Raw genomic sequence first — 25,869 nt, forward strand, 5'->3', positions numbered from 1 at the left:
TACTCACCTTCCGATAATTGGGATTTCAATGATGATTTCAACTCCACCTAATTCAGACGATTCACTAGCGTTAACTTTTCCTCCAACATCCACTACAGTATCACGAACTATCGTCAGTCCTAAACCAGTTCCTCCGTCGCGAGTCGATTGACCTGGCAGCCAAATGTCCCGCGGCCTTATGTCGACAAGTCCCGGTCCGTTATCAGAAACCGAAAGTACAAGTACATCCTTCACAACTTGTGTATTGATTGCAATTCTTCGGTTCTGGGTACCTGCCTTTTCAAAAAACGCAAGGCTGTTATTAATGAGGTTTGTGATGATCGACTCGAAAGCAGCATCACTGCCGCGAAAATATGGCTCACCCGAACAAAGGATAAGTTGAACTTCCACTCCACGCCCATTCAAAAATGGCTGAAACGTGTTTAAGATCTTTTGAATCAGAGTATGAGGGTTTACGCGTCCCAATCTTCGCTTCTCGTGATCCAAGAGTTCAAGTGTTGCCGCCCCAAGCACTCCCAGACTCTCCGTTGCATTTTCGACATTAGATACTGGTTCTTCAAACTTTTCGTCGAAGACATCTCTAAAAAGTCTCATGCCACGTCTTCTAATCGCCCTGATGCTTCCGCGAATAACCTTGATCGGACTCGCACTGCTTTCGTGCGCAAACGTCGCTGCCATGATGCCCGCAGTCGCCAACGTACGGTACAGCTGTATTTCCTTTTTTAGTCGGTCGACTTCCTTTTCGCGACTTCGGTCATATGCCTTGGCCGCTTCAGTAAGTTCTTCACGAACAGGCTCCGGAGTTGTCTGAATAACTTCATCCAGCTTTTTCTTCGATCTTCTAGTCTTGCGTTGGGCTTGGGTACGCTCGCTTGCCCTTCTTTTTTCGGCAACTTCCATTCGCCGTCGGGCCATCCATTCGAGGGCATCCATTGCAAATCGCCGCAGATCGGTAAAAGCCTCTGTCTCGATGAAACCGGAACGATCCGTTTTCTGAACGAGCACTGCATTTCGATCGATTACTTCAACTTTTCCAATCGAAGTATGTGTACCAGGTCTTTCCTCTGGATTCCTGTTTCGCAATAGATTTATATCTAACCAGTCATGACCAGGATTTCCGTAAGGGCTTACTCGTAATCCGTTGCTATATAAGTGAACACCGCCGAATGCTCCCAGCCACTCTTTCACTTGGGCAAGAGAGACTGGTCGAGTTTGAAAAGACGTATGACTCAGAAGGAAGACCCAAAACTCGAATCTAGCATCAGGACAGGCATAGTTCGGCTTTTCTGCATCCTCAATGATATCTTCGTGTTCCGCTTCGAAGAGGGGTTCTCCTTTCGAGTCGAGAACGCTTGCCGTTGCTTTTCCATTCCGAACCTTAGCTACAAGGTGATAATCGGCTTCGGAGAAGTAACGTTGCCGTACTAGCTTCTCAAGATCGGAGTATGCCGTCGCGATCAATCGCGGCTTAAAAGCTGTAGGGTCATCCAAAAATGGGTCTGCGAGCAGAATCATTGCTCGTGCGAGGCGTTTTACATCCCATCGTCCAATACGCTGTTTGAGCTGACCAATCTCGATCTCAGTGCCATGCGGAACTGAAGCCTCACGATTTTGTGAACGGACAGAAAGGGGGACGTTTTCAATTAGATCTGCATTCTGAAAGCTATTCCAGTCGATCTCCAAAAGGTGTTCCCGGCTTCGATCTGATCGTGGTCTAGTTAGTAGCCGAGCAGTTTTCCCCATACGGAGAGCAGCGAGTCGTCCAAGGCCTTTGTTACCGGCCGGGATTCTTTTCAATCGAGTCAATCGCCGTGTGTTCTTTGACGACTTTCCGAGAACCAGCCATCCATCAACGATATCGTCACGAGCCATTCCGTCACCATCGTCCCGGATTCGTACGGTACCGCCAGGAGTATCCGTATCGATTAACTCCACAACGCATTCGCTTGCATTCGCATCAAATGAGTTCTTGACGAGTTCCAAAAGCCCCTGATCAGGTGACGGATTTAATTCCTCTCCCAAGCGTTGCAGAATATCGGTTGCAAACCGGAATGTTGCGGTCGAATTGGTGCTTTGCTCACTCACGGAAGGTTAGCCCAGGGGATAGAATTGATAGTAGAAATGGTGAGATGACGACAACGCATCACTTTATTGACGTAGTCTGTTGTAGCAGTATTTTTAAATAGTTTAAGTAAGCGTCTGCAACTACTTAGCTTTCCATCTCTTGGCTTAAGAACAATAAGGTGATTTTCTACAGCGTATTCTTCCTGTCCAGATACGATGGTTCCCACTACTCGATAAGTGTCCTCTGGACGAGAGGTTCTTCGAACTACGACAAAAGGGCCTGCGATTCGGCGTCCACGAAAACGCCGTTTGGGGAGATCACAGCTCTCAACCGATGACCAACGAGGTAGATTTCTTGCTTGGAGATACGGCAACCACTGGCCCAACCTAGGCTCTCGATATTCAACAACAGGTCCAACCGAGGCGACAAAGAAATCGCTTACCGAGAGTTCTTTTGGGGACTGCTGATCGATGTATGCCTGGTTACGACAAGAATCCTGCCACGACGCTTTAGTAATACGTTTTTCGTGGGCGATTCGAGGTTGAATAGTTACGATCGTATTCTTCGCCCTCTTCACAGCGACGAGCATAAATACATGTACGTCAGTGGTTGGATCGAATTTTTTAAGCGGAATAACACGGCTGATATTTGCCAATCGCTCTATCTCTATTCGCCACTTTCTGTATCGAGAACCACTGCGGAGTACATCGGGAAGAATCGCAACCATTTTTGCATCGGAGCGCATTTGAGCCAAAACATGATGAGTGAAAAGCGCACTCGCATTTATCTTGCCGTTACCCCACCCTATGTGTTCCGGTGACTTCACTGAAGTAAACGGGGGATTCATAATCACTCCCCCAAGCGAACCTAGGTGTACAGATTGTGCGAGCCCGTCGGCCTGTTGAATGTTTGAGAAAAGTTCAGATGGAGATGGGCAAACCTGAACTCCATCTTGCCTCTGAGCAATTGCCCTAAGCAACAGCCTTATCTGGCACGCTCGGACAAACGACGGCTGCAGATCCCACCCCATCAGGGATGAGTTCCAAGTTTCGATTTTCTGTTTTATGCTTCCGCCCCTGGGCAGGTATTGCGTGCAAGCTAGTAGTAGATCGCCAGCACCGCAGGCAGGATCACAGATCCTTTCTCCTCGCTTGATCACAGGCTCCAAAAACTTGGCAGCAGTTTTTGCAAGCGATTCGTCAGTAAAGAAAGCGCCGTGTTTTCTGCGTAATGAAGTAGGGACAAGTCGATAGAGTTCACTTTTTGCCAGCCCATTGGTGGCAATTTCTATTTCCTTACGGAAGCTCTGTGGATTGGCATGTGAGGAGGCCAACAGTGATTCGAGCTGATGAACAAATGTATCGTAACTCTTCATAGCTCAACATGTCCCTAATACTTTTTTGTCCAACCCACGCATTCTACATAATCGGCACAATCGAATTGGATCTTGGGTTTAAGCATCACAGCACGATAATCTAGCTACATTCTGGTCAATTGAGGTCGAATTAAGCGTTCAGTTACAGCCATACCGGACTGTCGATCCGGTGGTTGCGGGTTCGATCCCCGTCGGCCTCGCTTTTTAAAGCGAAATGGCAGTTATCAGATCTTCTGGTGACTGCCTTTTTTTATGCGCAGTAGGGATCTGGACGGCTCTTTTACGTCACGACAAGCAAGCGCTGCCATTGCCTGCATGCACCCCACACGCGTGGTCGCTCGTTTGTGGGAATTGATTTTTTTTCCAGCTTGAGCACTCGAACCGTTCGACTGGGCCCTTCTTACCCCCCGGCCATCTAAAATTTGCCATAAACAGTGTTGAAACGGGCATTTGTGGTTTGACTTACCGTGGGGCGTAACCGATCTTCATTCCATAACGCACTAACTATTTCGCGAATTCTAGGGACAGTGGAAGTCGTGATGCGCAATGCAAAAGCAGTCGATCCTGTTATCGCTGAAGGCATTATCCAATGCCCTCGGTACCAGAGATTTTCCCGAGGCAAATGATGCCTGTCCCATTCAATCGATTCGCTCTCTTCGGAGTGCTCTCCATCACCAGCGTGAGTCTGATCGGCTTCCTATGGAACCGTCGGAACTTGTGGGCGATAAGAACGAGCAGTTTGTTCAGCTCATCTTGGTGAAGATCGAAAGCCTGCTGACGATCCAACGTCCGCTGACATTCAACGAATTGGTCACCGCTTCCAGCGCGATCAGCACGCTTGCCAAGCAGTTGTTGCCGCGGGAAGAAGAAGCCACGCTGTTCGCTGTCACGGAAAAGCAAGTCCCTGACTGCGCGTTCTAGAAATCAATGCCCTGGACCCAAGCCTTATGCCATTGGGGCAACGCCTTGGCCGATGCATTGTGACGTCGTGGACCGATTGAAGCGGCGGCCTAAGCGGCTCGCGGTTCCGATCCGGATCTAGGACCTAAATGAATCGAAAAGGCCCCCCATTGAATGACATCTGCAATGGAGGGCCAGCTATCCCATGAAAAATCGAAAAACGCAACCATCTGTGATTACCATGTCCTTTTAAGCGGTTAAACCGAATTCGGACAGGACGCAAGACAGTTGGATGCGTTAGGCCTTCTGAAAAGGTTGTTCGCTGCTGTCCCTCGAACGCCTTGAAGTTGGCCGGGCTGGCCACAGCAATGTGGCCAGCCTCCTTTTCATGGGTTTGCTCTTTCTATCGGCCAAGAAGTGAATCTTGGACCTTCATGACATTCGACATTCTTTCACGGTTTCGCCAACGTATCCACGCGTTGCCCCCTGATTCCAGAACTTTGTCGAAAGAATAAATATTTACCTCCTGGGGATGGACCGGGACAGCTCATTTGACCAGGGCAGTGGTCACCGATTGCTCACATCGAACCAACGGTGCGCTGCTGGGAGCCATCTTCTTCGCGATGAATCTCCTCTAGAGTTCCTGCAAAAGTTCTAGTCGCATCACTCGACGGGGTGGGATAGAATCGCCCTAATCTATTCAAATCGATTGATGAGTTGCCGCGATGAATTACCCTCGTTTCGATCAAGAGCCAGAGAAGCCGAGCAACGCATTTGCTGCAGCTGGGTTTGCTTTATCGCTGTTTTCGCTGGTGGTTTGCGGTATCTTCTCGCCGATCGCATTGATCCTATGCCTGGTCGGTTTGCTGTACCAACCCAAGAAGCTGGCAATCGTCGGCACGGTGATTAGCGGGATCTCTACCATCCTAGTGATCGCCATGGTCTGGTCCATCTACAGCAAATTCTCCGAAGCCTTCCACGGCTTTAACGAAGAGTACGAGACCCGTCTGGTGTTCGAGGACGCGAACCGCAAGATCGTGAAGCACTACTACGAAAACGGGCAAGTCCCTGACGATGTCGAGGGAGACAAACTAATCGAGGAAGATCCCACGATCGACCCACCTCAACGATACGAGATGCTAGGCAGGGAGGTGTATCGCCTGACGAGCGCCGGCGAAGACGGGGTTTTCGATACCGACGACGATGTCTCGAAGGACTACGACGTCGACGATACGCTTATCTATTACATCGATGAGATCCAAGAAGAATCGTTCGATGACTATTGGGAATACGAGGAAGGGACCGAGGACGTACCTGAGGAGCAACCTTCCGCAGATGTGACTGAAACTCGGCCAGCCCAACCGTTCGTGCCGCCGAAGAAAGAAGAGCCCCAGATCACAACGTTGCAGAACATGACGCAGCGTACGTGGACGAGCCATGACGGATCGTTCACATCGGAAGCGACGTTAGTTTCGTACGACAAAACAAACGACCGCGTCGAGCTCCGCCGGCCAGACGATTCCAAGATGATCGTGCCGATGTCGCAGCTTTCTCTTGAGGACCAAGGCTACGTCCGCGGGAAACTCTCTTCCCAATAAATACGCCCCATGGCCACAAGCGACCACATGCGCGATTCGTCGCATGAATTGCTATCTGATAGATGGGTTAGACCGAAGAATTGAGACGAAAGTTATCATTTCGACAACTTGCTTGCCCTTCTTCTCTCATCGCCAATATCGCTGCAAGCATTTATAGCATAAACACTTACGCGATTTCAGTACTCTTTGGCATAGGGTCTGCTTTTTATTAATGCAGACGAAAGTTGGGGCCGCCACCGAGAACAAAGGGTTTTCGCTGGCGATCAGAAATAGTTCAGAAGTCCAGGAGAAAGAGCAATGTTGAAGTCACTAATGCTTGCTGCCGTTGTTGCCGTGGGTTTGATGTTTGGTGCCGCAGGCACCGCTGAAGCAGGCGGGCCACACTATCGTGGCGGCCATGGCCATCATCATCATCACCACCACCGCCACCATGGCTACTACCAACACCGCGGTTATCACAACCACTACTACCGCAGCCCGTATCGCTACCGTTCGTATCGTTACGCCCCACGTCCGGCTTACTACCGCGGCAACGGGATCTATTACGGTAGCCCCGGATTCTCGTTCGGTATCCGCTTCTAAACGAAGCTGACCGCGCGTAACATCCACATCGCAAGGCCCCTTGGTCCCTCGGGACTGAGGGGTTTTTCGTTGCGCCGGCGATTCCCTTCACCCCTCGTTTTTCAGCTCAAAGAGCACTAAATTGGGAGAGACCCATAAACGAGGAAAGCTGGACAAATGTTGCACCTGAAATCGGAAACAAGCCAACGGTGGCTGGATCAAGTCGACAAGCAAACCGACTTAATCCTGATCGACCATGCCCACTGCGAAAAGAAAGCAGCCGGCACCGCGCTGAACTTAATGTTCGCTTACGTCGAGAACGACGAACTATGCCGCGAAATGACGTCGATCGTCAACGAAGAGCTGGAACACTTCCACATGGTGCGCGATCTGCTGAAGCGTCGCGGGATCGAGTTTCGCCGAATTAAACCGAGCAGCTACGGCAACAAGCTACACGATCTGATTCGCAACGAGGAACCGCGGCGAGCCGTTGATCGGCTGCTGGTCGCTGGACTGATCGAGGCGCGCAGCTGCGAACGTTTCGGCAAGCTACGAACCCACCTGCCGGACGAAGAACTACGCGACTTCTACGACAGCTTATTCGAGTCGGAAGCCCGGCATCATGCCGTGTATGTCCGTCTGGCGAAGCATTACGCTCCGGAAAAAGAAGTCCTGAAGCGGCTCGATGAGTTGGCCGACGCCGAAGCGGCGATCATTGCCGCGGGGGACGAAATCGCTAGGATGCATAGCTAGAGGCCATGCCCTGCCAGCTGGCGAGTTGATGCCGCATACCGATTTGCTACACTCAACCTTTTTGGCCCCACTCACGGACGTCGACCGGCAAAGCTGCCGCAATGCTTGGTCCTCGCGAAAGAATCCACACACGCCATGAGCACCGATACTGAACTCAAGAGTTCTCCTTCCCACCCTGCCCTCTCCGGCGCGGATAAAGCCATTAAGGGGCTACGGGAAACGGGCCAATACTTCTTCCAACGTGGTTGGTCGGTCGGCACGAGCAGCAATTACAGCGTCGTCGTCAATCGAAGTCCGCTTCAGTTGCTGGTCACCGCCAGCGGTATGGACAAAGGGAACCTGGCCGCTGGGGACTTCGTTCGTTGCAATTACGACGGCAACCAGGTCGACGCCGAAAACATGCCGACCACCGATCAGCCACGCTCGTCGGCCGAGACGCAACTGCACGTGATTCTCGCACGCATGGAAGATGTCGGCTCGGTGCTGCATACGCACTCGGTCTGGGGAACGCTGTTGTCCGACACGTTCGGCGACGACGGCGGCTTCGACATCGAAGGCTACGAGATGCTCAAAGGCCTCGCCGGCGTGAAGACCCACCAGCACACCGAACATGTTCCGATTTTCGAGAACACCCAGGATATTCCAAAGCTGGCCGAGAAAGTCGAGAAACGCCTGCAAGACGAATCGCTTCCGCCGATCCATGGTTTTCTGATTCGGAACCATGGCTTGTACACGTGGGGCGAAGATCTGGCCGAAGCACGACGCCATATCGAGATCTACGAGTTCCTGTTTGAAGTTCTCGGACGCAAGCTCGCCGCCCAAGGCAAGCTTTGCCCAGCAACTTAACCTACCGCACCTACTTTTCGCACACGTCACCTCGCAACAGCATCGCCGCCACGGCGAAGGGAGAAATCGGCACCATGGCCAGTATTTCCGTACCTGACGAAAACCGTACCATCACCGATGTCCAGGAAATCAGCGACTTCCTCCAACCGTTCGGCATTTGGTACGAAAAGTGGGAAGTCGCCGGACGCATCGGCGAGACCGCAACCAACGAAGAGATCCTGGATGCCTACCAGCCAGAGATCGATCGCCTGAAAGAAAAGGGTGGTTTCGTTACCGCCGACGTCATTAACGTTTCGCCAGAAACGCCGAACCTTGACGCTATGCTCGAGAAGTTCAACAAAGAGCACACCCACGACGAGGACGAAGTTCGCTTCACCGTCGAAGGACGAGGCGTCTTTCATATTCATCCGGAAAATGGCCCGGTCTTCGCCGTGCTCGTCGAATCAGGCGACCTGATCAACGTGCCGCGCGACATGCAGCACTGGTTCAACTTGTGCAGCGATCGCCACATCCGTTGCATTCGCTTGTTCGAGGATCCTTCCGGCTGGACGCCTCACTACATCGACCAAGGCGTACACACCAAGTACTCGCCACTTTGCTGGGGCCCTGACTATCTGCCCAAAGCAGACGACATCGATCCTGTGGTGAACGTCTAATGGCGTATCCTTGGAATGTTATTTTGCTGGACATCGAAGGAACGACCTCCAGCGTTTCCTTTGTGTACGACGTGATGTTCCCGTACGTGCTGCGGGAACTGGATGCCTATCTCGATGCGGCATGGAATGATCCGAGCCTCGCTCCGGTGCTCGATCAAATCGCGAAAGATGCCGGCAGCGAAGACTTCGCCACTTGGACAGCCGACCGCAGCGACGAAGCGGAACGGCGAGCGCAAGTTGCCACCGAGATTCGCCGCTTGATGGACAACGACGTTAAAGCGACCGGCTTGAAAGCCTTACAAGGGATGATCTGGAAGGATGGCTTCGAGCGCGGCGAAATGGTCGCTCAAGTCTTCGACGATGTCCCGGAAGCGCTGGAAGCATGGACGTCGGCAGGGCTTCGCGTTTATATCTATTCCTCAGGCAGCATCGCTGCGCAGAAATTGTTCTTCGGACACTGCGAAGCTGGCAACTTGCTGAAGTACTTCTCTGGCCATTTCGACACGACGACTGGCCCGAAGAAGGAAGCGAAGAGCTACGACACGATTGCCGCCGAAGTAGGCGAAGCCGCGGAGAAGGTGCTCTTCATCAGCGATATCGTTGCAGAGCTGGAAGCAGCGAAAGCAGTCGGCATGGACACGCGGCTGAGCATCCGCCCCGGCAACAAACCGGTGGAAGATGGCCACATGCACGAAGCGATCACAAGCTTTGCCCAGGTTTCCTCGGGCTAGCGGTGCATCGCCAGCAGGCGGAGAAATCCGCAAATCTTGCCATGTTTTGGCCCTCTTGGAGCCAACACTTGTCGCTGCCGATGCGTACCGTACCATGACCACTGATCGAATTGGATTCGGCAAGCACGGAAGGACGGGACTCTCACTTTCGCATGGAATGCGACCTGCTTTGACGCCGCGATGACCCAACGGACTCGCATCGAAAAGGCTAGCAAACATGGTACGCATTCTTTACACGCTGATGGCAGTCAGTATTCTTGCCACCTCCCCTGCCCTGACTTGGGCTGCTTCTCCCGTTCAGTTTGATGTCGGCTATCTGACACCGGCCAACGATGTTACCACGCCGGAGTTTCAAAACGCGCGGCCTGGTTATCGTCTCTTGCAGATGGACGTGATGATCTCGACGATGGTCGACTCGCGGATCTCGGAAGACCTGATCGAGACGACGTTCTTCATTGAACCGCACAACCCACGCATTCAAATCGAAGACTTCTCGCCGCAAACAACGCTGCAAAGTCCCTACGCGGGGAACATTTCGAAGGAGAATCGCACCGAACTCGATATCAACGGCAAGCTTTCGGCGAACGAGCGGTTCGACAAGAGCCTCGGTGCCGACGCGACGGTTGGTTTTAATCGTAAGCATGCCACCGTCGAAAAAATGGACATTCTGCCCGAACTGAAACTGGTGGCGGCCAGCGGTACGATCCATCGCGGCCGAGGGGTTTACTTCCGCTTCAATCGCACCAAACAAACGAGCCTGGAAGGAACGACCATCCTGGGCATTGTGCTGGCCGTTCCTGAAAGCTGGTCAGCCGACACCATGACCGTTCGCTGCCAGGCCAAGATTCGTCAGCCGGTCGTTCCAGGCGGTCCTTCCAAAGAAACTGACTTGCCGGAAACGCGTTACACGGTGGCGATCTATCAAACCGGCGACCGCTATGCGGCAAGCGTGGCCGATCGCTACATTCAGGAAGAGTCACGCTGGCAAAGTACCAAGCGGAAGTATGCCGACGAGATTCAGCATCGCCGAAAAGATTCGCCGCTCGATTACCTGACGTCGATCGTCCGTCCGAGTCGCCCGACCGGGAACGTCGATCAATGGTTGGCCACTTCGCCCAAAGAAGCCGCCAATCAACTGCCGCCCCCGGTCGTCGATGCCTATTACCGATTTCAGGAAGCGAAGTCGCTAATGGACAAATGCAGCGGCACGCGTCCACTGCTCAGCAAACGCGTAACCGACGAACACGCCATCGCCAACTCGCCGGTAACGATCGAACTTACCGACGATTAAAGCGAGCAAAGCTTTCGGCCAGGGTGGTCCCGGTTTTTAAACCGGGATCGGCGTAGCCGACAGGAAGCCATTGCAAGGAGAAGACGCGATGGCAATGTCTCTACCAGGGACAAGCTCGATACAATGGCTTCTTGTGGCCTTCGGCCATCCCGGTTTAAAAACCGGGACCACCCTGTACCGAGCTGAGTTCGAGTCGCGTTGCCACTGGGTTCCAGCTTTCGATTGGCAACGGAACACGCCGGCGGGAAGTTACCCGGTCGTTTCCAGATCGAGATATTCGACCGGAATGCTCTTGAACACTTCTTCCATGCTCGTTTCGCCTTGGGCGACTTTCAGCATGGCCGCTTTGCGGAACGTGATCATGCCCATCTCTTCGGCGAGCTGCTCAAGTTCGAGAGTCGGCTTGCGATTGATGATCGCATCGCGCAATGTGCGATTGATCGTGACCATCTCGAAGATCGCCGTTCGTCCGCAGTAGCCTTCGTTTTCGGCGGATGGATCTGGTCCATAGAAGTAGGTCCCTTGCCCCTCTTCCAACAGCGGCTCGATATCGGCAAACGTGTTGCCAGTCGCGCCGAGCTCGTACTTCATCCGTGATTCGGGATCGAGCACACGCACTAAACGCTGAGCGATCACACCCCGCAGGCAGCTGGCGAGAAAGTAAGGATGAATGTCGAACGACAACATGCTTTGCACGGCCCCAGTTGCGACAGGAGCATGCAGCGTGGCGAAGACCAGGTGGCCACTGTTGGCCGCACGAACGGCGGTTACGGCGGTTTCTTTGTCGCGAATTTCGCCCACCATGATAATGTCGGGCTGCTGACGAATCACACCGCGAAGCAGTTCGGGAAAGTCGAGTCCGACTTTGGTGTTCACTTGCGATTGCCGAATACCTGGCAACGAGAATTCGATCGGATCTTCCAGCGTGTTAATCTTGCGGTTGCCATCGTTAAGATGCTGCAGACACGCATAGAGCGTCGTCGTTTTCCCGGTGCCAGTTGGTCCGGTGACTAACACCAAACCAGATTCCGACTGCAGCATTTCCATCAACGCGTTGCGGTCGTGCCGGCCGAGACCAATCTGATCGATCGAGAGCAAGTTATTCTTACGATCGAGCAAGCGAATCGTCAGGTCTTCTCCTTCGCGCGTCGGGATCAGATTCAAGCGAAGATCGATCACCTTTTCGTCGTCGCGGTAGATCCAACGACCATCCTGCGGACGGCGACGCTCGGTGATATCGATGCCGGCGAGCGCCTTCACATAGTTCAGCAGCTGTTTGCCTTCGGAAGCAGGAAGCCGGGTGATGTTCCGCATCCGCCCCCACAAACGCATTGCCACTTGATATTCCGGCTCTCCGGCGAAGATAAACAAGTCGCTTGCGCCGGTCATGGAAGCGTGCTCGATCAGAAGCCGCATTTGGGCTTCCGGGTCGAGGCTGGCCAGATCGACGTGAGAGAAGTCAATTCCGTGCGAGTTATTCTTGTACGTTGACACCAGCTAATTTCTCCGCTTCCGAGGCATTCGCCGCGTTATCAAAGACCAAATCCATCCGCATCAACTTGAAAACGTTGGCTACGGCCGGGGGTGCCGAGTAGCAGATCATGCGTCCGCCATGTTCGGCAAATCGTTTGTGACACACCAACAGCCACCCAATTCCACTGGAATCGATAACTTCGGCATCTTTCAGATCCAACAGCACCGTCAACGTGTAAGCATCTGGCCCCAGCAGCCCGGCAATCGGCTCTTTATCTCGGGGAATGCCGTCCTGGCTCACTTTGCCAGAGATGGCGATGTGTACGTGGCTGTCTTTCGTCGAGATGATCTGTAGATTCATGAGCAAGCCAAATCGTCAGGCCCCGCGTTAGCAAAGCCGTGCGTCTTTAAGTGGTCACATCTTGTTGTTCGATTTGCTCGAGTGCAGGACGAGACTCGCTTCATGTTCCAGAATGGGAACGATGTCAGCAGAGCATGTTAATCAAACGTTCGGCAAATCAGTCCACCATCGGCAAGGATGGTACTACCTGTAATGTAGGCGCCCGCATCACTACCAAGCAACAACGCAGGCCCTACCATATCGATTGTTTCGCCCCACCTTTTTACGGCGGTCCGCTCGGCGAAACGCTGTTTTTGCTCGTCGTTTAACAAGCTCATCGGCAGGTCGGTGGCAATCGGGCCAGGGCAAATGCAGTTGACGGTAATCCCGAAAGGGCCCAACTCCAACGCATGAGCCCGAGCCATCCCGATCAGTGCTGCCTTCGTCCCGGAATACAGTCCGCGTCCAGGATTGGAAGCCAGTGCCATGACACTCGAAAGATGGATGATTCGTCCCCAGTTCTTTTCCTTCATTCCAGGGACGACATGTCGAGCCAAACGCATGCATGCAGTGAAGTTAAGTTCTAACACCTCATCCCAAACTTCGTCGGTAGTTTCCGTTAAGTTTTCGGGTTTGTTGGTGCCTGCGTTGTTGATCAGAATGTCGACGCCCTGGAAGGCCTGCATCACGTCGATCGCCATGGCATCGACCGCAGCCCGATCGGACATGTCACAAACACGGTACTCGACTTGGACACTCAGTCCCTGGGCAATCTCGTCGGCGGCTCCTTTGAGCTCATCTTCATGCCGCGCGGTAATGCAGACATTGGCTCCGCTTTCAGCGAAGGCTCTGGCAATCGCTTTGCCGATTCCCTTACTTCCCCCGGTAATCAGCGCGGTACGATCGGTCAGGCTGAATAGACTTTTCACGGACATCGTCGTTCACTCCTGGCGAAATAGGAATCGGTGGAAAACGCTTACGCCACAACGGCGGTCCGGACACGAAAGATGGCTAGCCGGCGCTCGCGCCGGTAGCCATCTCGCATGATTTCAATTAAACGCCAGGCGACTAGGAGCCGAGCGCGTCGACGACCAAATCGCCCACTTCGGAAGTGCCGTAGCCCATCTTGCCGGCGCTTTGGCTCTTCATCTTCGTACCGGTGACAGTTTGAATCGCCTTCAACACGCGAGCCCCAGCCGCTGGCTGACCGCTGTGTTCCAGCAGCATCGCCGCAGCACTGATCGCCGCAATCGGGTTGATCACGTTTTGACCGGTGTACTTCGGAGCACTACCACCCATCGGTTCGTACATGCTGGTACCACCGGCGTCTGGGTTGATGTTACCACCTGCTGCAACCCCCATGCCACCTTGCAGGATGCCTGCGAGGTCGGTGATGATGTCGCCGAACATGTTCGTCGTCGCGATCACGTCGTAGTATTCCGGATTCTTGACCATCCACATGCAGCATGCATCGACGTGATTGTAATCTGGTTCGACGTCTGGGTAATCTTTGGCAACTTCCTGGAATGTACGCCAAACCAAATCGTGACCGTAAGTCAGCACGTTGGTTTTAGCGACGAGCGTCAGCTTCTTGCCTTTAGGGTTGTTTCGCTTTTGGGTGTATTCAAACGCCCAGCGTAGCCATCGTTCGCATCCCTTACGGGTATACATAGCGGTCTGCGTGGCGACTTCGTCCGCGGTTCCCTTCTTCAGGAAACCACCCACACCGGCATAAAGGTCTTCGGTGTTTTCACGCACAACGACGAAATCGATCTCTTCGGGACCTTTGTCCTTCAGCGGCGTGTCGACGCCGGGGTAGAGCTTCACCGGACGCAAATTGATGTACTGATCCAATTGGAAACGAAGTTGCAGCAGCAAACCCTTTTCCAAAATACCAGGGGCGACGTCAGGATGACCGATCGCACCGAGGAAGATGGCGTCGAACTTACGCAACTCGTCGACGGCACCCTCAGGCAGAATTTCGCCGGTCTTCAGATAGTGGTCACCACCGAATCCAAATTCGGTCTTTTCAATGCTGAAACCTTCCAGCTTCGCAGCCGCGTCCATCACTTTCAGGGCTTCTGCGGTAACTTCGGGCCCGGTTCCATCTCCACCAATAACGGCAATTTTCATGTTCGACATCTTTTCGGAAGGTAGGGTGCTGTTCGAGTTGACCAGATTCTGACCGATCGCCGCTTGCTTAGTCGATTAAGCCTGGGCTCGATCAAACTTCCAGTTTATCCATGAATTCACGGAGGAACAACGGGACCAGAATCGTCCTCAGCCGAGCGCAACTTGCCCTCAATGTGCCATTCCCCCGCTTTCTCTGGCCTCTTGAATGGCGATTTCTTACATCGGAAGTCAAAGCGGTTTCTCGGCCACGCTCAAACAGAACTCGTTCCACCGACCAGGCCCCCACCAGCCCATGAAGAGGGTGTGAAGAAAGTATGATTTAAATGTTTCCTGTAAGTCAACTTTGTTGGATTCCATAACGAGGCCCCCTTACACTGAAACAAGTCAGCAGCCGAGTCACGATGACATGCTCTGTTTGTAGTCCCAGGAAGCGGTACGCGGATACGAACGGAACTGATTATAGGGCAGAAAAAGCCTGTATTTCACACGTTTTTCTCGAATCGTTCTCAATTATTCATCGCTTGGAGAGTCTCATGACGTTTCATCTTCGGAAGACCGGTTTCACGCTCGTCGAGCTGCTGGTGGTCATCGCCATTATCGGCATTCTCATTGCTCTTTTGTTGCCTGCGGTTCAACAAGCTCGTGAAGCCGCACGACGCATGCAGTGCACCAACAACTTCAAACAAATTGGCTTGGCTCTGCACAACTATCACGATACCCACGGTAATTTTCCGTATGGTTTTCGCCTGGGAAACATTGGCAATCGCGACTGCTGGTTCCAGCGTCTGCTTCCTTTTGTGGAACAGACGGCCCTGCAGGATGTTTACGAAGAATGTATCCGCACGCCGTCAGCCGATGGTGGTAACTTGAGCGGCGGTGTTTCGTACGTTTATACGATTCCGTCAAAGTTCCAAGGCAGCCTGCTCGGCGGTGCGGTGATCGACATGTTCAATTGCCCTTCCGAGCCGAACAATCCTGCCTACTGCCGCGGCAATCAGGTCGGTAACTACGTGCTGTGTAACGGAAGCGATTTCTTCAAGCGAACGGCGAATCCTCCAAACAACACCAAGGGGATGTTCTACTACGAATCCAGCACCGGTTTTAACAACCTGACCGACGGTAGCTCGAACACGGCAATGGGTAGCGAAGCAATCATCCGTGGAGCGAACCGCGCTGGACATATCTACGATGCCGGCGGTTACTGGCAAGGCGCCAATCATGGCGAAGGTTTCTTCTCGACACAGCAAGCCCCGAATACAACGCTGCCAGACTTGATCGTACGTAGCGACACCAACGACAACGAATGCACCAACGGTCAGTGGGATCAAATCGCTCCGTGCGAAGACGTTGGCTACGACGACAACAACTCTAGTGGCGGCTACCGCAACTCGGCACGCAGCTACCATCCAGGCGGCGTGAATGTTGTGCTGGGCGACGCATCGGTTCGTTTCATTCCGGAAACGATCAACTTGGAAACGTGGCGAAACCTGGGCTCGACCAGCGACGGTCAGGTCTTAGGCAGCTTCTAATGGCACGCGGTATGTGAATGGACAACCAGCTTTGCCGAGATTTGGAGTTCCTGTCTCGGCAAGGCTTGGTTTCATAGCCAGGCAAACGTTACACCTTCTAACACGAGACTTACCATGAACCGACTTCTCCCAAATCGTTCCTGCACCGCGGTGATGTTTTCTTTGGCGTTAGCCGTTTCGTTGATCGGTGGTTGCTCGAATGGAAGCGCCGACGGTACCGTTGCTGTCTCCGGTAATATCACCTTCGACGGACAGCCATTGTCGAGCGGTAAGATCATCCTCGAGCCAACGGAACCTGGCGGACGTCCTTACGCGGGATCGATTCATGATGGACATTTCCAGATGTATGTGTCGCCTGGACAGAAGGTCGTTCGGATCACATCGACACGCTACGAAGCACCTCAAGGGCTTTCCAAGAAGGCGAAGACCTCCATGGAAGTGGGCATGACGCAAACGATTCCGGTGCAGTTCATTCCCAAACGTTACAACCAGCAGTCGGAGCTGAAGATCAAAATCGACGAAGTAGGCAATGGCGACTTGGCGTGGGACTTGAAAAACTAGCAAGCCCTCGTTCATCGCGATAACGACCAACACGTAGAAGAAGAAATCAAGCCATGGGGCATTCCACCACTCGACGCCACTTTCTTGGCACTTCGTTAGGACTCACGCTCGGGGCCGCCGCAACGACGGCAGAAGCACGACCGTTTGCTGCCACCCCGCTCGAGAAACCGCACGAAGCACTGCGGATATTGCACCTGACCGATATCCACATTCGCCCGGAAGTGGTAGCACCGCAGCGCTGCGAAAGATTGCTCGCCGCTGCGATTGCTCAGTCTGGTGAGATCGACTTGGTGCTCAATGGCGGCGATTCGATTTATGCGGCCGATTACGGCGACATCAGCCGGGAACGCGTGCTTGAACAGTGGAAGCTCTGGGACGAGGTAGTCGCAAAACCGTTGAGCCCATGGCGAATGCTCTCCGCACTAGGCAATCACGACATGTGGTGGGCAGCACCCGACAAGCAAGATCCGATGTACGGCAAGGACTACGTCCTGAAACGGCTCCATCAAGAGTCGCGTTACTTAAGCATTGTCGAAGGTGGCTGGTTGATTGTCGTACTCGATTGCAACAACTCAGGCCTTCTCGATGAAAAGCAACTCGCCTGGCTGCATGTCCAAGCCAACCAGCACTCCGAACTGCCGATGTTGATCATGAGTCATCAGCCGATTTGCATGGCTCAGCAATGGATCGGCAGCGGGATGTCTCAACGGCAACATCAGATCGTCGATCCGTTGGTCGACAAGCGATTGAGTGCCCGACCGGTTTATTTTCTTTCAGGTCACGAGCACGTGATCGATACGCTTTCGTACGCCAACGTAAGCTTCCTGTGCAATGGCGCGTTCAGCGGCGCGTGGTGGCAGTACGAACTCGTCAAGCCAGGCCACTACGAAGGAAACAACAGCGTTTCCGGAACACCGATGGGTTTCGCAACGATCGATTTGAACCGAGACGGGACGTTGATCAACAGCTATGTCGATATGACCGACAGCCAGGATGGCAAGCTTCTCGAACCCTTTGCGTAGCGGCAAGAATTCCAGAAAACCTGCCTCGGTGCTCTGAAATGCAAACGCATCCTGACAATCAGGGTGCGTTTTCTAATGCGCGCTGACGAACGTGCTTAGTTCTCGCTGAAAGAGATCGATGCCGCGGATGCTTCGCGACCTACGGGATCTCGCATGAACTGTTGGTAGCATTCGCGACAAAGACGAAAGTCGCGGGGCGACTGATCTTCGTGTAGCGTCGGGTCTTCGATCGGATAAACCTGTTCGAGCGTATCGGCGAGCACCGACAGGTTGTCTCGGTCGGTATCGTCGTAGTCGACTTCATCGAAGTAAGGCTCAATCTCGAGAAACGCAGTGACACGAACTACAAAGCACGGATCACTGCTTTTGTCAAAAACTTGCTGGCAGCACTGGCAAGTAAATTGACTCATCAGATAGGTCCTTCCTTTTTCACTGGATAAGGCCGCAACGGTCGCGGCGAGTAAGCAGTTTTTCATCCTAACCTTGGCCAACAATGCGAAGCAATACGAGTCTGGCGAATAAACCACAAGACATGATGTCTCGCGAAAATAAGACCTAATTCGGCTTGACTTCTTTGCGCCGCGAGACTTATGCGCTCACGCCCAGTCGCGGACCGCATTTCCAGAAGGGATGCCAAGAAACGAAAGAAGCCACAACGCTCGGTCGTGGCTTCTTTCGTATAGTGCAAGTGGCCCGAGTGGCGATTAGTCTTCCGCCAGCGGCTCTTTCTTTTCGGTGATCGATTCACACTGCGGTGCCATTTCGGCATTCAATTCGACGAAGCCGTTCCATTCTTCCGGAACGTTGTCTTCGTGGAAGATCGCCTCGACAGGGCATTCCGGAACACACGCTTCGCAGTCGATGCATTCTTCAGGATGGATGTAGAGAATCTTGTCCCCTTCGTAGAAACACTCGACGGGGCACACCACAACGCAGTCCGTATACTTGCAGTTGAAGCACGGTTCGCAGACGACGTGAGTCATCCTATCTATCTCCTAGCCAGTAAAGGCAGTGTTGAAAACTCAATTCTCGTTTCGGGTCGACACGCACTTGGTCTTGCCCCGGATCGCAAGTCACGACTATGAATGGAAGCGTGAATCCGACCGTCCTTTCGTTTTTTATTCCTGTCTCAATAAGGTGTCAAGGCAGCTAGGGCTCATTTGCCCTGATATCGGAACCTAAAACCTGTATTGAGCTTAAGTCTCAAGTTGTTTAGTTTCCTCCAGTCTCAATTTCCCTGCTTTTGCCCCTAAAGTGTATCCCTATGAAAACCGACTCCACCGACCGGCAACTGCTCGAAGATCTCTTCGATTCCCCTGCCCTCCACTGGCGGCGTTTTATCGACCGCTATGCCAGCACGGTGGTTCAAGTAGTTCAGCACGCCCGGCAAACTCAGAAGTGGACGCTTACCCCCAAAGAGGCTGACGCGGTGGTCGTCGCAACGTTTGAGCGTCTCGCAGAGAACGACCTGGAGATACTCCGTCGTTTTGATGGCTCTTCCCGCTTCACGACATTTCTAACGGTCGCTGCCCGCCGAATTGTTCTGCAGGAACTCCAAGACCGCGGTGCCGAACAGCGGCTGCAAACGGCCTTGCAAGATGCTTCGGCCGAACGGCTTCAGATTCCCGGCATGTCTTAAGAAGCGATAGACGCTCATCGCAGCCCGCGAATCGGTGGCGAATTAAAGTCTTGCTGCGCGGCCGTTTCATAGACCGGTCGCACGGCGCTCGTGTTCCCTGCCGGGATGTTGCTTCCCAGAGGAACACCACCGGAAGTGGGATAGTTTGGCGTCGCTTGCGGATAACCGCTCGGCGGCGTCTGCTGGACAGGAGCAAAGTTCCCTCCTGGCACTGGCTGACCTGAGGGCAGCATCTGACCATTGCTTTGAATCGGCTGCGGATTGGCCGGGTACTGATTTCCTGGGTACTGCCCATTTGGGTACTGACCCGTTGAGTAATCTGGCTGGCCGCTGGGAAGTGGCTGACCGCTTGGCAACGGTTGCCCACTGCCGTAAGCCTGACTCGTCGGCATCGATTGCCCGGCGTTACCCACCAGGTTGATCTCCGGCACATCAGGTCGACGCGGTCGGGTGAACGTTCCCGTTCCTTCGGTCAGCTGATTGATACGATATCCAATAACCGAAACCGAGAAGTCGATGCCAGACTTCGGTAGGCGAATATCGACTTTGTAGGGAAGCGAAACGCCATAGCTTGGATCGTACCGATAATTCGAGGCCAACGCCGAAGCGATCGGTTGCCCCGCGGAGTCGTACATATGCTGCTCCAGCACGTAGCCGTACTGCTTGTCGATCACGGTCACTTTGGTGATTTGACCAGCGGACGAATTCATCGTCGTGCGAATTTCGTAGTTGCCTGATGCCGTCGGGAATGGCCCTTGATGGAAGTCGTTCGGGTCGAAGTGAGCCAAGCCCATCGCCTGGGCAACCCAGCTCGGTTCGACCGGAAGCATTGTCTTTGCCATCGAGCGATTGAATTCATCATGCCGAGCATACATCAGCCCAGGCGAGTTGAATCCGCGGCCCCAGACCCAAAATTCTTGTTCGTTACTACCAATGTCGAGAAGCTGCCCAGTCAGTGCGGTCTCGCCGATCATGCGAAACTTCATCGGCGGCATCATAAAGATCTGAGCACGAATCGAAGGAAAGCCCTTTAAGCCGAGCGTCGCCCCTGTCGATTCGAGCGACTGGACTTTCTGGGTGTTCAAGTTGACTTGCGCCATCAACTGCTCCATGGTGGGCGGAGCATTGAACACGACCGGGGCCTGATACATGGGATCGACCGGCTGCGTGAACTGCGGACACCCTGCCCCACAGGCCAATCCGACCAGCAAGATCGCGGCAATCCACTTCAATTTGAATTGTGTCACAGTCGCATCCTTGCGTTACGTGAGTTACTCGTCGGCGGGTTCGTCCCCGGTTTGCAACAGCGATGTCAGTTCGTCCTGAATCTGCACGATCCGCTGGGCGGTTGGTTCGACGACCGGAATCTTGTAGTTGCCTTCCCGCTTGAGGCCGACAAGCACGAGACGTTCGATCCCGTCGTCTCCTTTTTCCGAATCTTCCAGTCGGACAATCTTGCGGCGGACCATCAACAACGCCACCACGTAGGCGGCATCTTGCTGCTGCGGATCTTGCAGGAGACGCTCGAAATGATCGAGCATGATATCGTGCGGAGCCCAATTGACCTTGGTCGACTGCGGATCTGGGACGGTGGCTTTCCACCAGCAGATGACGTCCTCAGGCGGGCCTTCCCATGCCTCTTTACTGAAATCTCGCCGAACGACTTCCGCTCCTTCGGGCACAAGGACCGAGAAGTACTCGTCGCCAGGTCGCAGCTCGCGCTCGGTTGCGTGGCATTTCTTGGTACAGCGTTGGATGTCGAAGTCGATCATGGCAGCCAAATTCCAAAAAGTTGGGGCGGCAGATCGTACGTAAATTGGTTCGACGACTCAAGATGGACGTCGAATGGGGTGCTATCACCCACGATAGCATCAACGGCCGGCGACTTCTAATACGCCGTAAAGAAGCGATTGCTGCTGCCGCCGTAGCCGATCCGGATGCGGATTTGCTTGGCACATTTGGGGCAATTACCAACGTAGTGTGTACCGGCTTTATTCTGATAGATCCGCGAATAGATCCCGCAGCAATCGAACTTAACCCCTAGATACGGGCGGGGTTTACGCGCTGGGTCCTCGCTCGGCTGAGACTTGCCGAATTCAGGTTCGTTGGTGATGTCCAAGCGTTCGGACATGGTCCGGTATACTCGTGGTTTATGCGGAAAAAGGACGTGCGAAAGAAGTCCCACTGCTGGAACTAATCGGCAATTCGGCCCCCAGGTTTTCCTCAAATTGCCGTTAAGGTCTGACGAAACCTAATCTTGCGAAAATACGCCGGGTTGACCGAACCCAGCCCTGGGAGTAGAGTCATTCATAGCAAAACCAAATGCCTGCGAGCAAGATTTAACTATGAATCAAAACCTCCTACTGCTGCCACTGCTGCTGATCACCCCCGGGTGTTAGGGAAGGTTTCACGTTCGCACAAAACGAGATCACCAAAAGCCCTAAGGCCCAACACCTTAGGGCTTTTTTCGTTGACGTAAGTTACCCTCAAACCTAAACCAACGTCCGATGACTCATCCGATCGTTCAACCAGGAGTGGTCAGCGTGCCGTGCCTCCTCCTAGCCGGGCCGGCTTGCGGCCGGCTTTGAGATTGGTTGCGGCCTGTTCACGTACAGCCCGCGCAATTCCGATGCACGTTTCGAGCATTTTGCCTGTACACTCCTGTATAATACCTGAACACTTATGAATAACTCACACATCAAAATCTTCGATACCACTCTCCGCGACGGCGAACAGTCGCCTGGCGCCAGCATGAATCGCGCAGAGAAAATGGAGATCGCTCAAGCGCTTGTCGACCTCGGTGTCGACATCATCGAAGCGGGCTTCCCGATCGCTTCGCCGGGCGACTTCGAGTCGGTCAAAGAAATCGCCACCAACATTCGGGGCGCTTCGATCTGCGGTTTGGCTCGCTGCAATCCCAAAGATATCGAGCGAGCTTGGGAAGCCCTCAAGCATTCCGAGCAGCCTCGCATCCATGTCTTTCTCGCCACGAGTGCCATTCATCGCGAATTCAAACTTCGCATGACGCCGGACGAGATCATTACCCGCGGGGTCGATGGCGTGAAGCTTGCCGCTTCGTTCTGCGACGACGTCGAGTTCTCGCCGGAAGATGCTTCGCGTACCGAGCCCGACTTCCTTTGCCGAGTGGTTGAAGCGGCGATCGATGCCGGGGCGACCACCGTCAACATTCCCGATACGGTCGGCTACGCCACGCCGAATCATATGTTTAAGGTCATCTCCGATCTTAAGAACCGCGTCCCTAACATCGACAAAGCGGTGATCAGCGTTCACTGCCACGACGATCTCGGCATGGCGGTCGCCAACAGCTTGGCAGGCGTCGAAGCAGGCGCCGGTCAGATCGAGTGCACCATCAACGGCATCGGCGAACGTGCCGGCAATGCTTCGTTGGAAGAAGTCGTGATGGCTCTTCGCACGCGGCACGACTACTACAACGTCGAGACCAAGATCAACACCAAGCGACTTGTTCCGACCAGCCGTTTGTTGTCCAACATTACCGGGCTTCAAGTCCAGCGCAACAAAGCGATCGTCGGTCGCAACGCGTTCGCGCACGAGTCCGGCATTCACCAGGATGGGATGCTCAAAGAGCCGACCACTTACGAAATCATGCGTCCGGAAGATGTCGGGCTCGAAAAGACCGATCTCGTTCTCGGCAAGCACAGCGGCCGCGCGGCGTTGTCCGATCGTGCGAAAGCGCTCGGTTACCATCTCACCGCCGAACAATTGCAAGAGGTGTTCGACGAGTTCAAGAAGTTGGCCGATAAGAAGAAAGACATCTACGACGGCGACATCGCGTCGCTCTGCGATCAACAGATCCGCGGCGAAGTTCGTCACGGCTGGGTCCTCGATTACCTGGACGTCAGCCACGGCACCGGCAAAGAACCGCAAGTCACCATGACCCTCAAGCGTGGCGACGAATCGAAGACCGCCGAGGTTTCCGAAGGCGATGGCCCGATCGACGCTGCCTTTTGGGCGATCGAACGGATCACCGGCGTGCCGATTACCTGTAAAGATTTCCAAGTCCACAGCGCGACGCTCGGCCGAGACGCGTTGGGCGAAGTGACCGTCGAAATCGAGTCTGACAAAAAGACAGCACGCGGACGAGGCAGTTCGACCGACACCGTCGAAGCAACCGTCCACGCCATCCTGGACGCAGTAAACCGAATCTGCGGTTAGAAACCGACCTGCGAAATCAATCCCAAAGAAAAGAAGCCTGGCGATAACTCGCCGGGCTTTTTTTATATACCCTCACCCACCCTGGGTGCCATGCCGTCGTCTTCGTCGGCATGTGAATCACACTCGACCTAACTAACCGAACGAGGTTTGTCCCAGACCATTACCGGACACATACCTCGGATTGCTTTCAACTCGGAACAGCATGCCGACGCGGACGGCGGCATGGCACCCAGGCGTTTGAAAGAGATTCGATCGTAGGACCGGATCACTTGCGAGTTGCCCTTTCCCCTTATCGAAACGCGTCGCGGACTTCTGGTTTTCCTAGGACGATGATGGCCCAGATGCCGAAGGGGATGCCTAGCACACAGCAAGGGCCGAGCAAGGGGATCATGGCGACGATCGCGGCCGCTTTGGCGATGGAGTAGTTGGTCAGCGACTTCATCTGCACGGCGCCATACAGCACGAAGGTGGCGGCGACCAGAAGCAAGATGCCCCAGACGGTGCGGACCAAGATAGATGTGTAACGCGAAACCGCGCGGGCATCGTTCTCTTCCAGACGTTCGATCGCGCCGGAGAGTATCAAAAAGACATCGCCGACCAATCCAAGCAGGCCGAGCACGATGGCAATGATCGAAACCACCATCAGAGCAATGGCCGGGGCCGATACGGCTCCCTTGGCAGTCGAGTTGTGCGACGGGTTGTTCGAGCTGGGACTGGAGTAAGGATTCGACATGCCATTACTTTCGGCTAGGTAGTCTTCGTTGCGTGCTCAATGAGTCCGGCATAAACCGTTCGTCGTAGGCGGCCGGGCAATAGTGGCTCTATCTTACTGGGTCGATCAGGCCGGCTGCCAGCGGGAAACACTCAACGAGAAAGATTTCGTTTTGTGCATTTCTGACGCGAGCCGAGACCACCTTCCTATGGCAACCATACTCAAGCCGATCAAACATGTCGGCGCGTCGATGTTAGTTCAACCGACACCCACGTAATTTCACTCGACAGATGATACGCGTGCGGCATGGGCGATGGGGACGAAGCTGGCTGAAATCGACGATTCTTGCTGGGGAATACAGCATGGTACTGCATTTGCTTTCTGGAGATCCCCTTCCTGCGTCGTGCTTGCGGACGAACGTTTCGCATGCCTACGAAGCGAGGAAGGCGAGGCCCAAGCGAGTGTTTCGCTAACGAAAATCGCCTCGCAGTCTGTCACATTGTTTTTCCTGTTTTAGAGATTTATGACCATTCGCCGTCACGGTTTTACGCTGGTTGAGTTGCTCGTTGTGATTGCCATTATTGGGATTCTGATTGCTTTGTTGTTGCCGGCCGTTCAGTCGGCTCGCGAAGCGGCGCGGCGGATGCAATGCTCGAACAACCTCAAGCAAATCTGCCTCGCTTTTCACAACTATGCCGACGTCCACAAAGGGTTTCCTCAAGCACGAATCACTGGCGTGTACGACGGCGCGAACTCTGTTTTCTCTGGCTGGCCGACCGCCATTTTGCCCTACATCGAACAAGGCAACCTGGCCGAGTTATACAACGAGAACCTGCCCCACTTTCATGAAGACAACCAAGACTTAGTGCGAACGCAGGTCGACTTGTTCGTCTGCCCTTCGACACCCAACGGTGACCGCCAGGTTCAGCTTTCGACAGGGCCGACTGAATCGACATTGATCGCAGATCGTTACGGCGGACCAGGCGACTATTACGTGCGCCTGCAAACGTGGGTCTGGCCTGGGGGCGACACGCTGGACGTGGGACTCGACTCGAACGCGGCGACTCCGATGGCCAAGTTCACCGACGGGCTATCGAACACAGTACTGCTGGGCGAAGTGAGTGCTCGACCGGTGCTGTATATCAATGGCAAAGCTCAAACGACGCCGATGACCACGCAGCCTGGCTGGTCGGCCTGGGCAGGTCCTCAAGCATTGCGACTTCGCAGTTACAACGACGATTGCTCGGCCGAGTCGGACGGAACGACGACCTATCAACAGGTGATCAACGTTTGCAATCAGCAAGGGCTGTACAGCTTTCATCCTGCGGGCGCGATGGTTTCGTTGGGGGATGGCAGCGTGCGATTCCTTTCGGAAACTACCGACCTGGAAACGGTTGTCGCGATGCATACACGTTCCGGCGGCGAAGTTTTCACGATGCCGTAGTGTAATCTCCAAGCATTACATAAGTCGAAACGGGGTGGCATTGCCG

The 25,869-nt window shown here is 54.0% G+C and carries 26 protein-coding genes and 1 tRNA gene; 15 read left to right on the forward strand and 12 right to left on the reverse strand.

The window, feature by feature from the left end:
• Positions 1-3: 3 nt before the first annotated feature.
• Both LA756_RS11205 and LA756_RS11210 read right to left on the reverse strand, forming a co-directional pair.
• Positions 4-2,085: a sensor histidine kinase gene (locus tag LA756_RS11205; protein WP_224439963.1), complete on the reverse strand. Its 2,082-nt coding sequence runs from the start codon at positions 2,083-2,085 to the stop codon at positions 4-6.
• Complete coding sequence (locus tag LA756_RS11210; protein ID WP_224439964.1) at positions 2,082-3,440, reverse strand: N-6 DNA methylase; 1,359 nt, start codon at positions 3,438-3,440, stop codon at positions 2,082-2,084. The genes LA756_RS11205 and LA756_RS11210 overlap by 4 nt, the downstream gene beginning before the upstream one ends.
• A 121-nt stretch (positions 3,441-3,561) precedes the next feature.
• On the opposite strand from LA756_RS11210, the gene LA756_RS11215 reads away from it, so the two are divergent.
• The 9 genes from LA756_RS11215 to LA756_RS11255 all read left to right on the forward strand — a co-directional run bounded on the left by LA756_RS11215 (position 3,562) and on the right by LA756_RS11255 (position 10,776).
• Positions 3,562-3,640: transfer RNA gene (locus tag LA756_RS11215), tRNA-Asp, on the forward strand.
• 346 nt (positions 3,641-3,986) lie between these two features.
• Positions 3,987-4,361, forward strand: coding sequence for a hypothetical protein (locus tag LA756_RS11220; RefSeq protein ID WP_224439965.1), 375 nt, complete (start codon positions 3,987-3,989; stop codon positions 4,359-4,361).
• A 704-nt stretch (positions 4,362-5,065) separates the two neighbouring features.
• Complete coding sequence (locus LA756_RS11225; RefSeq protein ID WP_224439966.1) at positions 5,066-5,938, forward strand: SHD1 domain-containing protein; 873 nt, start codon at positions 5,066-5,068, stop codon at positions 5,936-5,938.
• 297 nt (positions 5,939-6,235) lie between these two features.
• A complete protein-coding gene (locus LA756_RS11230; RefSeq protein WP_224439967.1) occupies positions 6,236-6,520 on the forward strand; it encodes a hypothetical protein in 285 nt (94 codons plus the stop codon).
• A 156-nt stretch (positions 6,521-6,676) separates the two neighbouring features.
• Entirely contained in the window at positions 6,677-7,252 is a 576-nt protein-coding gene (locus LA756_RS11235; RefSeq protein WP_224439968.1) for a tRNA-(ms[2]io[6]A)-hydroxylase, read from the forward strand.
• A 135-nt stretch (positions 7,253-7,387) separates the two neighbouring features.
• Entirely contained in the window at positions 7,388-8,098 is a 711-nt protein-coding gene (gene mtnB, locus LA756_RS11240) for a methylthioribulose 1-phosphate dehydratase (protein WP_224439969.1), read from the forward strand.
• Positions 8,083-8,754, forward strand: coding sequence for an acireductone dioxygenase (locus LA756_RS11245; protein WP_224439970.1), 672 nt, complete (start codon positions 8,083-8,085; stop codon positions 8,752-8,754). The genes mtnB and LA756_RS11245 overlap by 16 nt, the downstream gene beginning before the upstream one ends.
• On the forward strand, positions 8,754-9,485 hold the full coding sequence (mtnC, locus tag LA756_RS11250) for an acireductone synthase (protein ID WP_224439971.1): 732 nt from the start codon (positions 8,754-8,756) through the stop codon (positions 9,483-9,485). The genes LA756_RS11245 and mtnC overlap by 1 nt, the downstream gene beginning before the upstream one ends.
• Positions 9,486-9,702: 217 nt before the next feature.
• On the forward strand, positions 9,703-10,776 hold the full coding sequence (locus LA756_RS11255) for a hypothetical protein (protein WP_224439972.1): 1,074 nt from the start codon (positions 9,703-9,705) through the stop codon (positions 10,774-10,776).
• A 249-nt stretch (positions 10,777-11,025) separates the two neighbouring features.
• Here the strand turns inward: LA756_RS11255 and LA756_RS11260 are convergent, their stop codons facing one another.
• The 4 genes from LA756_RS11260 to LA756_RS11275 all read right to left on the reverse strand — a co-directional run bounded on the left by LA756_RS11260 (position 11,026) and on the right by LA756_RS11275 (position 14,722).
• Complete coding sequence (locus tag LA756_RS11260) at positions 11,026-12,270, reverse strand: GspE/PulE family protein (protein ID WP_224439973.1); 1,245 nt, start codon at positions 12,268-12,270, stop codon at positions 11,026-11,028.
• On the reverse strand, positions 12,251-12,610 hold the full coding sequence (locus LA756_RS11265; protein WP_224439974.1) for an STAS domain-containing protein: 360 nt from the start codon (positions 12,608-12,610) through the stop codon (positions 12,251-12,253). The genes LA756_RS11260 and LA756_RS11265 overlap by 20 nt, the downstream gene beginning before the upstream one ends.
• Before the next feature lie 137 nt (positions 12,611-12,747).
• Positions 12,748-13,524 (reverse strand): SDR family NAD(P)-dependent oxidoreductase, encoded by a 777-nt coding sequence (locus tag LA756_RS11270; RefSeq protein WP_224439975.1) that lies wholly within the window; start codon positions 13,522-13,524, stop codon positions 12,748-12,750.
• 133 nt (positions 13,525-13,657) lie between these two features.
• Positions 13,658-14,722: a 3-isopropylmalate dehydrogenase gene (locus LA756_RS11275; protein WP_261362102.1), complete on the reverse strand. Its 1,065-nt coding sequence runs from the start codon at positions 14,720-14,722 to the stop codon at positions 13,658-13,660.
• A 533-nt stretch (positions 14,723-15,255) separates the two neighbouring features.
• On the opposite strand from LA756_RS11275, the gene LA756_RS11280 reads away from it, so the two are divergent.
• The 3 genes from LA756_RS11280 to LA756_RS11290 all read left to right on the forward strand — a co-directional run bounded on the left by LA756_RS11280 (position 15,256) and on the right by LA756_RS11290 (position 17,834).
• Positions 15,256-16,251, forward strand: a complete 996-nt coding sequence (locus LA756_RS11280) for a DUF1559 domain-containing protein (RefSeq protein ID WP_224439977.1) — start codon at positions 15,256-15,258, stop codon at positions 16,249-16,251.
• A 114-nt stretch (positions 16,252-16,365) separates the two neighbouring features.
• Complete coding sequence (locus LA756_RS11285; protein WP_224439978.1) at positions 16,366-16,812, forward strand: hypothetical protein; 447 nt, start codon at positions 16,366-16,368, stop codon at positions 16,810-16,812.
• A gap of 53 nt (positions 16,813-16,865) precedes the next feature.
• Complete coding sequence (locus LA756_RS11290; protein ID WP_224439979.1) at positions 16,866-17,834, forward strand: metallophosphoesterase; 969 nt, start codon at positions 16,866-16,868, stop codon at positions 17,832-17,834.
• Between the two features lie 95 nt (positions 17,835-17,929).
• On the opposite strand, the gene LA756_RS11295 is transcribed toward LA756_RS11290, so the two are convergent.
• Positions 17,930-18,244 (reverse strand): hypothetical protein, encoded by a 315-nt coding sequence (locus tag LA756_RS11295; protein ID WP_224439980.1) that lies wholly within the window; start codon positions 18,242-18,244, stop codon positions 17,930-17,932.
• Between the two features lie 294 nt (positions 18,245-18,538).
• Positions 18,539-18,817 carry a ferredoxin family protein gene (locus tag LA756_RS11300; RefSeq protein ID WP_224439981.1) on the reverse strand — a complete coding sequence of 93 codons (279 nt, stop codon included), beginning with the start codon at positions 18,815-18,817 and terminating at the stop codon, positions 18,539-18,541.
• 281 nt (positions 18,818-19,098) lie between these two features.
• On the opposite strand from LA756_RS11300, the gene LA756_RS11305 reads away from it, so the two are divergent.
• Positions 19,099-19,473 carry a hypothetical protein gene (locus LA756_RS11305; RefSeq protein ID WP_224439982.1) on the forward strand — a complete coding sequence of 125 codons (375 nt, stop codon included), beginning with the start codon at positions 19,099-19,101 and terminating at the stop codon, positions 19,471-19,473.
• 14 nt (positions 19,474-19,487) lie between these two features.
• Here LA756_RS11305 and LA756_RS11310 read toward each other — a convergent pair whose 3' ends face one another.
• From LA756_RS11310 to LA756_RS11320, 3 genes are all read right to left on the reverse strand, one after another.
• A complete protein-coding gene (locus tag LA756_RS11310) occupies positions 19,488-20,720 on the reverse strand; it encodes a hypothetical protein (protein WP_224439983.1) in 1,233 nt (410 codons plus the stop codon).
• A gap of 24 nt (positions 20,721-20,744) precedes the next feature.
• Positions 20,745-21,245 carry a hypothetical protein gene (locus LA756_RS11315; protein WP_224439984.1) on the reverse strand — a complete coding sequence of 167 codons (501 nt, stop codon included), beginning with the start codon at positions 21,243-21,245 and terminating at the stop codon, positions 20,745-20,747.
• A 116-nt stretch (positions 21,246-21,361) separates the two neighbouring features.
• Complete coding sequence (locus LA756_RS11320) at positions 21,362-21,604, reverse strand: hypothetical protein (protein ID WP_224439985.1); 243 nt, start codon at positions 21,602-21,604, stop codon at positions 21,362-21,364.
• 551 nt (positions 21,605-22,155) lie between these two features.
• Between LA756_RS11320 and LA756_RS11325 the strand changes: the two genes are divergently transcribed.
• Positions 22,156-23,667, forward strand: coding sequence for a 2-isopropylmalate synthase (locus LA756_RS11325; RefSeq protein ID WP_224439986.1), 1,512 nt, complete (start codon positions 22,156-22,158; stop codon positions 23,665-23,667).
• Between the two features lie 289 nt (positions 23,668-23,956).
• Here LA756_RS11325 and LA756_RS11330 read toward each other — a convergent pair whose 3' ends face one another.
• The gene (locus tag LA756_RS11330; RefSeq protein ID WP_224439987.1) at positions 23,957-24,400 is read right to left on the reverse strand and encodes a hypothetical protein; all 444 of its coding nucleotides are present in this window, start codon (positions 24,398-24,400) and stop codon (positions 23,957-23,959) included.
• A 502-nt stretch (positions 24,401-24,902) separates the two neighbouring features.
• Here LA756_RS11330 and LA756_RS11335 point away from each other — a divergent pair.
• Positions 24,903-25,823, forward strand: coding sequence for a DUF1559 domain-containing protein (locus LA756_RS11335; protein WP_224439988.1), 921 nt, complete (start codon positions 24,903-24,905; stop codon positions 25,821-25,823).
• Positions 25,824-25,869: the final 46 nt, after the last annotated feature.

Origin of the sequence: Bremerella sp. TYQ1 (assembly GCF_020150455.1) — a bacterium.
GTDB lineage: Bacteria > Planctomycetota > Planctomycetia > Pirellulales > Pirellulaceae > Bremerella > Bremerella volcania_A.

What these genes read in the sequence shown, in the direction of transcription:
- LA756_RS11220 (WP_224439965.1), top strand. Translation starts at nt 3,987, where the DNA reads ATGCAAAAGCAGTCGATCCTGTTATCGCTGAAGGCATTATCCAATGCC.
- LA756_RS11280 (WP_224439977.1), top strand. Translation starts at nt 15,256, where the DNA reads ATGACGTTTCATCTTCGGAAGACCGGTTTCACGCTCGTCGAGCTGCTG.
- LA756_RS11315 (WP_224439984.1), bottom strand. Translation starts at nt 21,245, where the DNA reads ATGATCGACTTCGACATCCAACGCTGTACCAAGAAATGCCACGCAACC.
- LA756_RS11225 (WP_224439966.1), top strand. Translation starts at nt 5,066, where the DNA reads ATGAATTACCCTCGTTTCGATCAAGAGCCAGAGAAGCCGAGCAACGCA.
- LA756_RS11290 (WP_224439979.1), top strand. Translation starts at nt 16,866, where the DNA reads ATGGGGCATTCCACCACTCGACGCCACTTTCTTGGCACTTCGTTAGGA.
- LA756_RS11235 (WP_224439968.1), top strand. Translation starts at nt 6,677, where the DNA reads ATGTTGCACCTGAAATCGGAAACAAGCCAACGGTGGCTGGATCAAGTC.
- LA756_RS11300 (WP_224439981.1), bottom strand. Translation starts at nt 18,817, where the DNA reads ATGACTCACGTCGTCTGCGAACCGTGCTTCAACTGCAAGTATACGGAC.
- LA756_RS11330 (WP_224439987.1), bottom strand. Translation starts at nt 24,400, where the DNA reads ATGTCGAATCCTTACTCCAGTCCCAGCTCGAACAACCCGTCGCACAAC.
- LA756_RS11305 (WP_224439982.1), top strand. Translation starts at nt 19,099, where the DNA reads ATGAAAACCGACTCCACCGACCGGCAACTGCTCGAAGATCTCTTCGAT.
- mtnC (WP_224439971.1), top strand. Translation starts at nt 8,754, where the DNA reads ATGGCGTATCCTTGGAATGTTATTTTGCTGGACATCGAAGGAACGACC.
- LA756_RS11210 (WP_224439964.1), bottom strand. Translation starts at nt 3,440, where the DNA reads ATGAAGAGTTACGATACATTTGTTCATCAGCTCGAATCACTGTTGGCC.
- mtnB (WP_224439969.1), top strand. Translation starts at nt 7,388, where the DNA reads ATGAGCACCGATACTGAACTCAAGAGTTCTCCTTCCCACCCTGCCCTC.
- LA756_RS11285 (WP_224439978.1), top strand. Translation starts at nt 16,366, where the DNA reads ATGAACCGACTTCTCCCAAATCGTTCCTGCACCGCGGTGATGTTTTCT.
- LA756_RS11335 (WP_224439988.1), top strand. Translation starts at nt 24,903, where the DNA reads ATGACCATTCGCCGTCACGGTTTTACGCTGGTTGAGTTGCTCGTTGTG.
- LA756_RS11275 (WP_261362102.1), bottom strand. Translation starts at nt 14,722, where the DNA reads ATGAAAATTGCCGTTATTGGTGGAGATGGAACCGGGCCCGAAGTTACC.
- LA756_RS11325 (WP_224439986.1), top strand. Translation starts at nt 22,156, where the DNA reads ATGAATAACTCACACATCAAAATCTTCGATACCACTCTCCGCGACGGC.
- LA756_RS11255 (WP_224439972.1), top strand. Translation starts at nt 9,703, where the DNA reads ATGGTACGCATTCTTTACACGCTGATGGCAGTCAGTATTCTTGCCACC.
- LA756_RS11265 (WP_224439974.1), bottom strand. Translation starts at nt 12,610, where the DNA reads ATGAATCTACAGATCATCTCGACGAAAGACAGCCACGTACACATCGCC.
- LA756_RS11230 (WP_224439967.1), top strand. Translation starts at nt 6,236, where the DNA reads ATGTTGAAGTCACTAATGCTTGCTGCCGTTGTTGCCGTGGGTTTGATG.
- LA756_RS11295 (WP_224439980.1), bottom strand. Translation starts at nt 18,244, where the DNA reads ATGAGTCAATTTACTTGCCAGTGCTGCCAGCAAGTTTTTGACAAAAGC.
- LA756_RS11270 (WP_224439975.1), bottom strand. Translation starts at nt 13,524, where the DNA reads ATGTCCGTGAAAAGTCTATTCAGCCTGACCGATCGTACCGCGCTGATT.
- LA756_RS11320 (WP_224439985.1), bottom strand. Translation starts at nt 21,604, where the DNA reads ATGTCCGAACGCTTGGACATCACCAACGAACCTGAATTCGGCAAGTCT.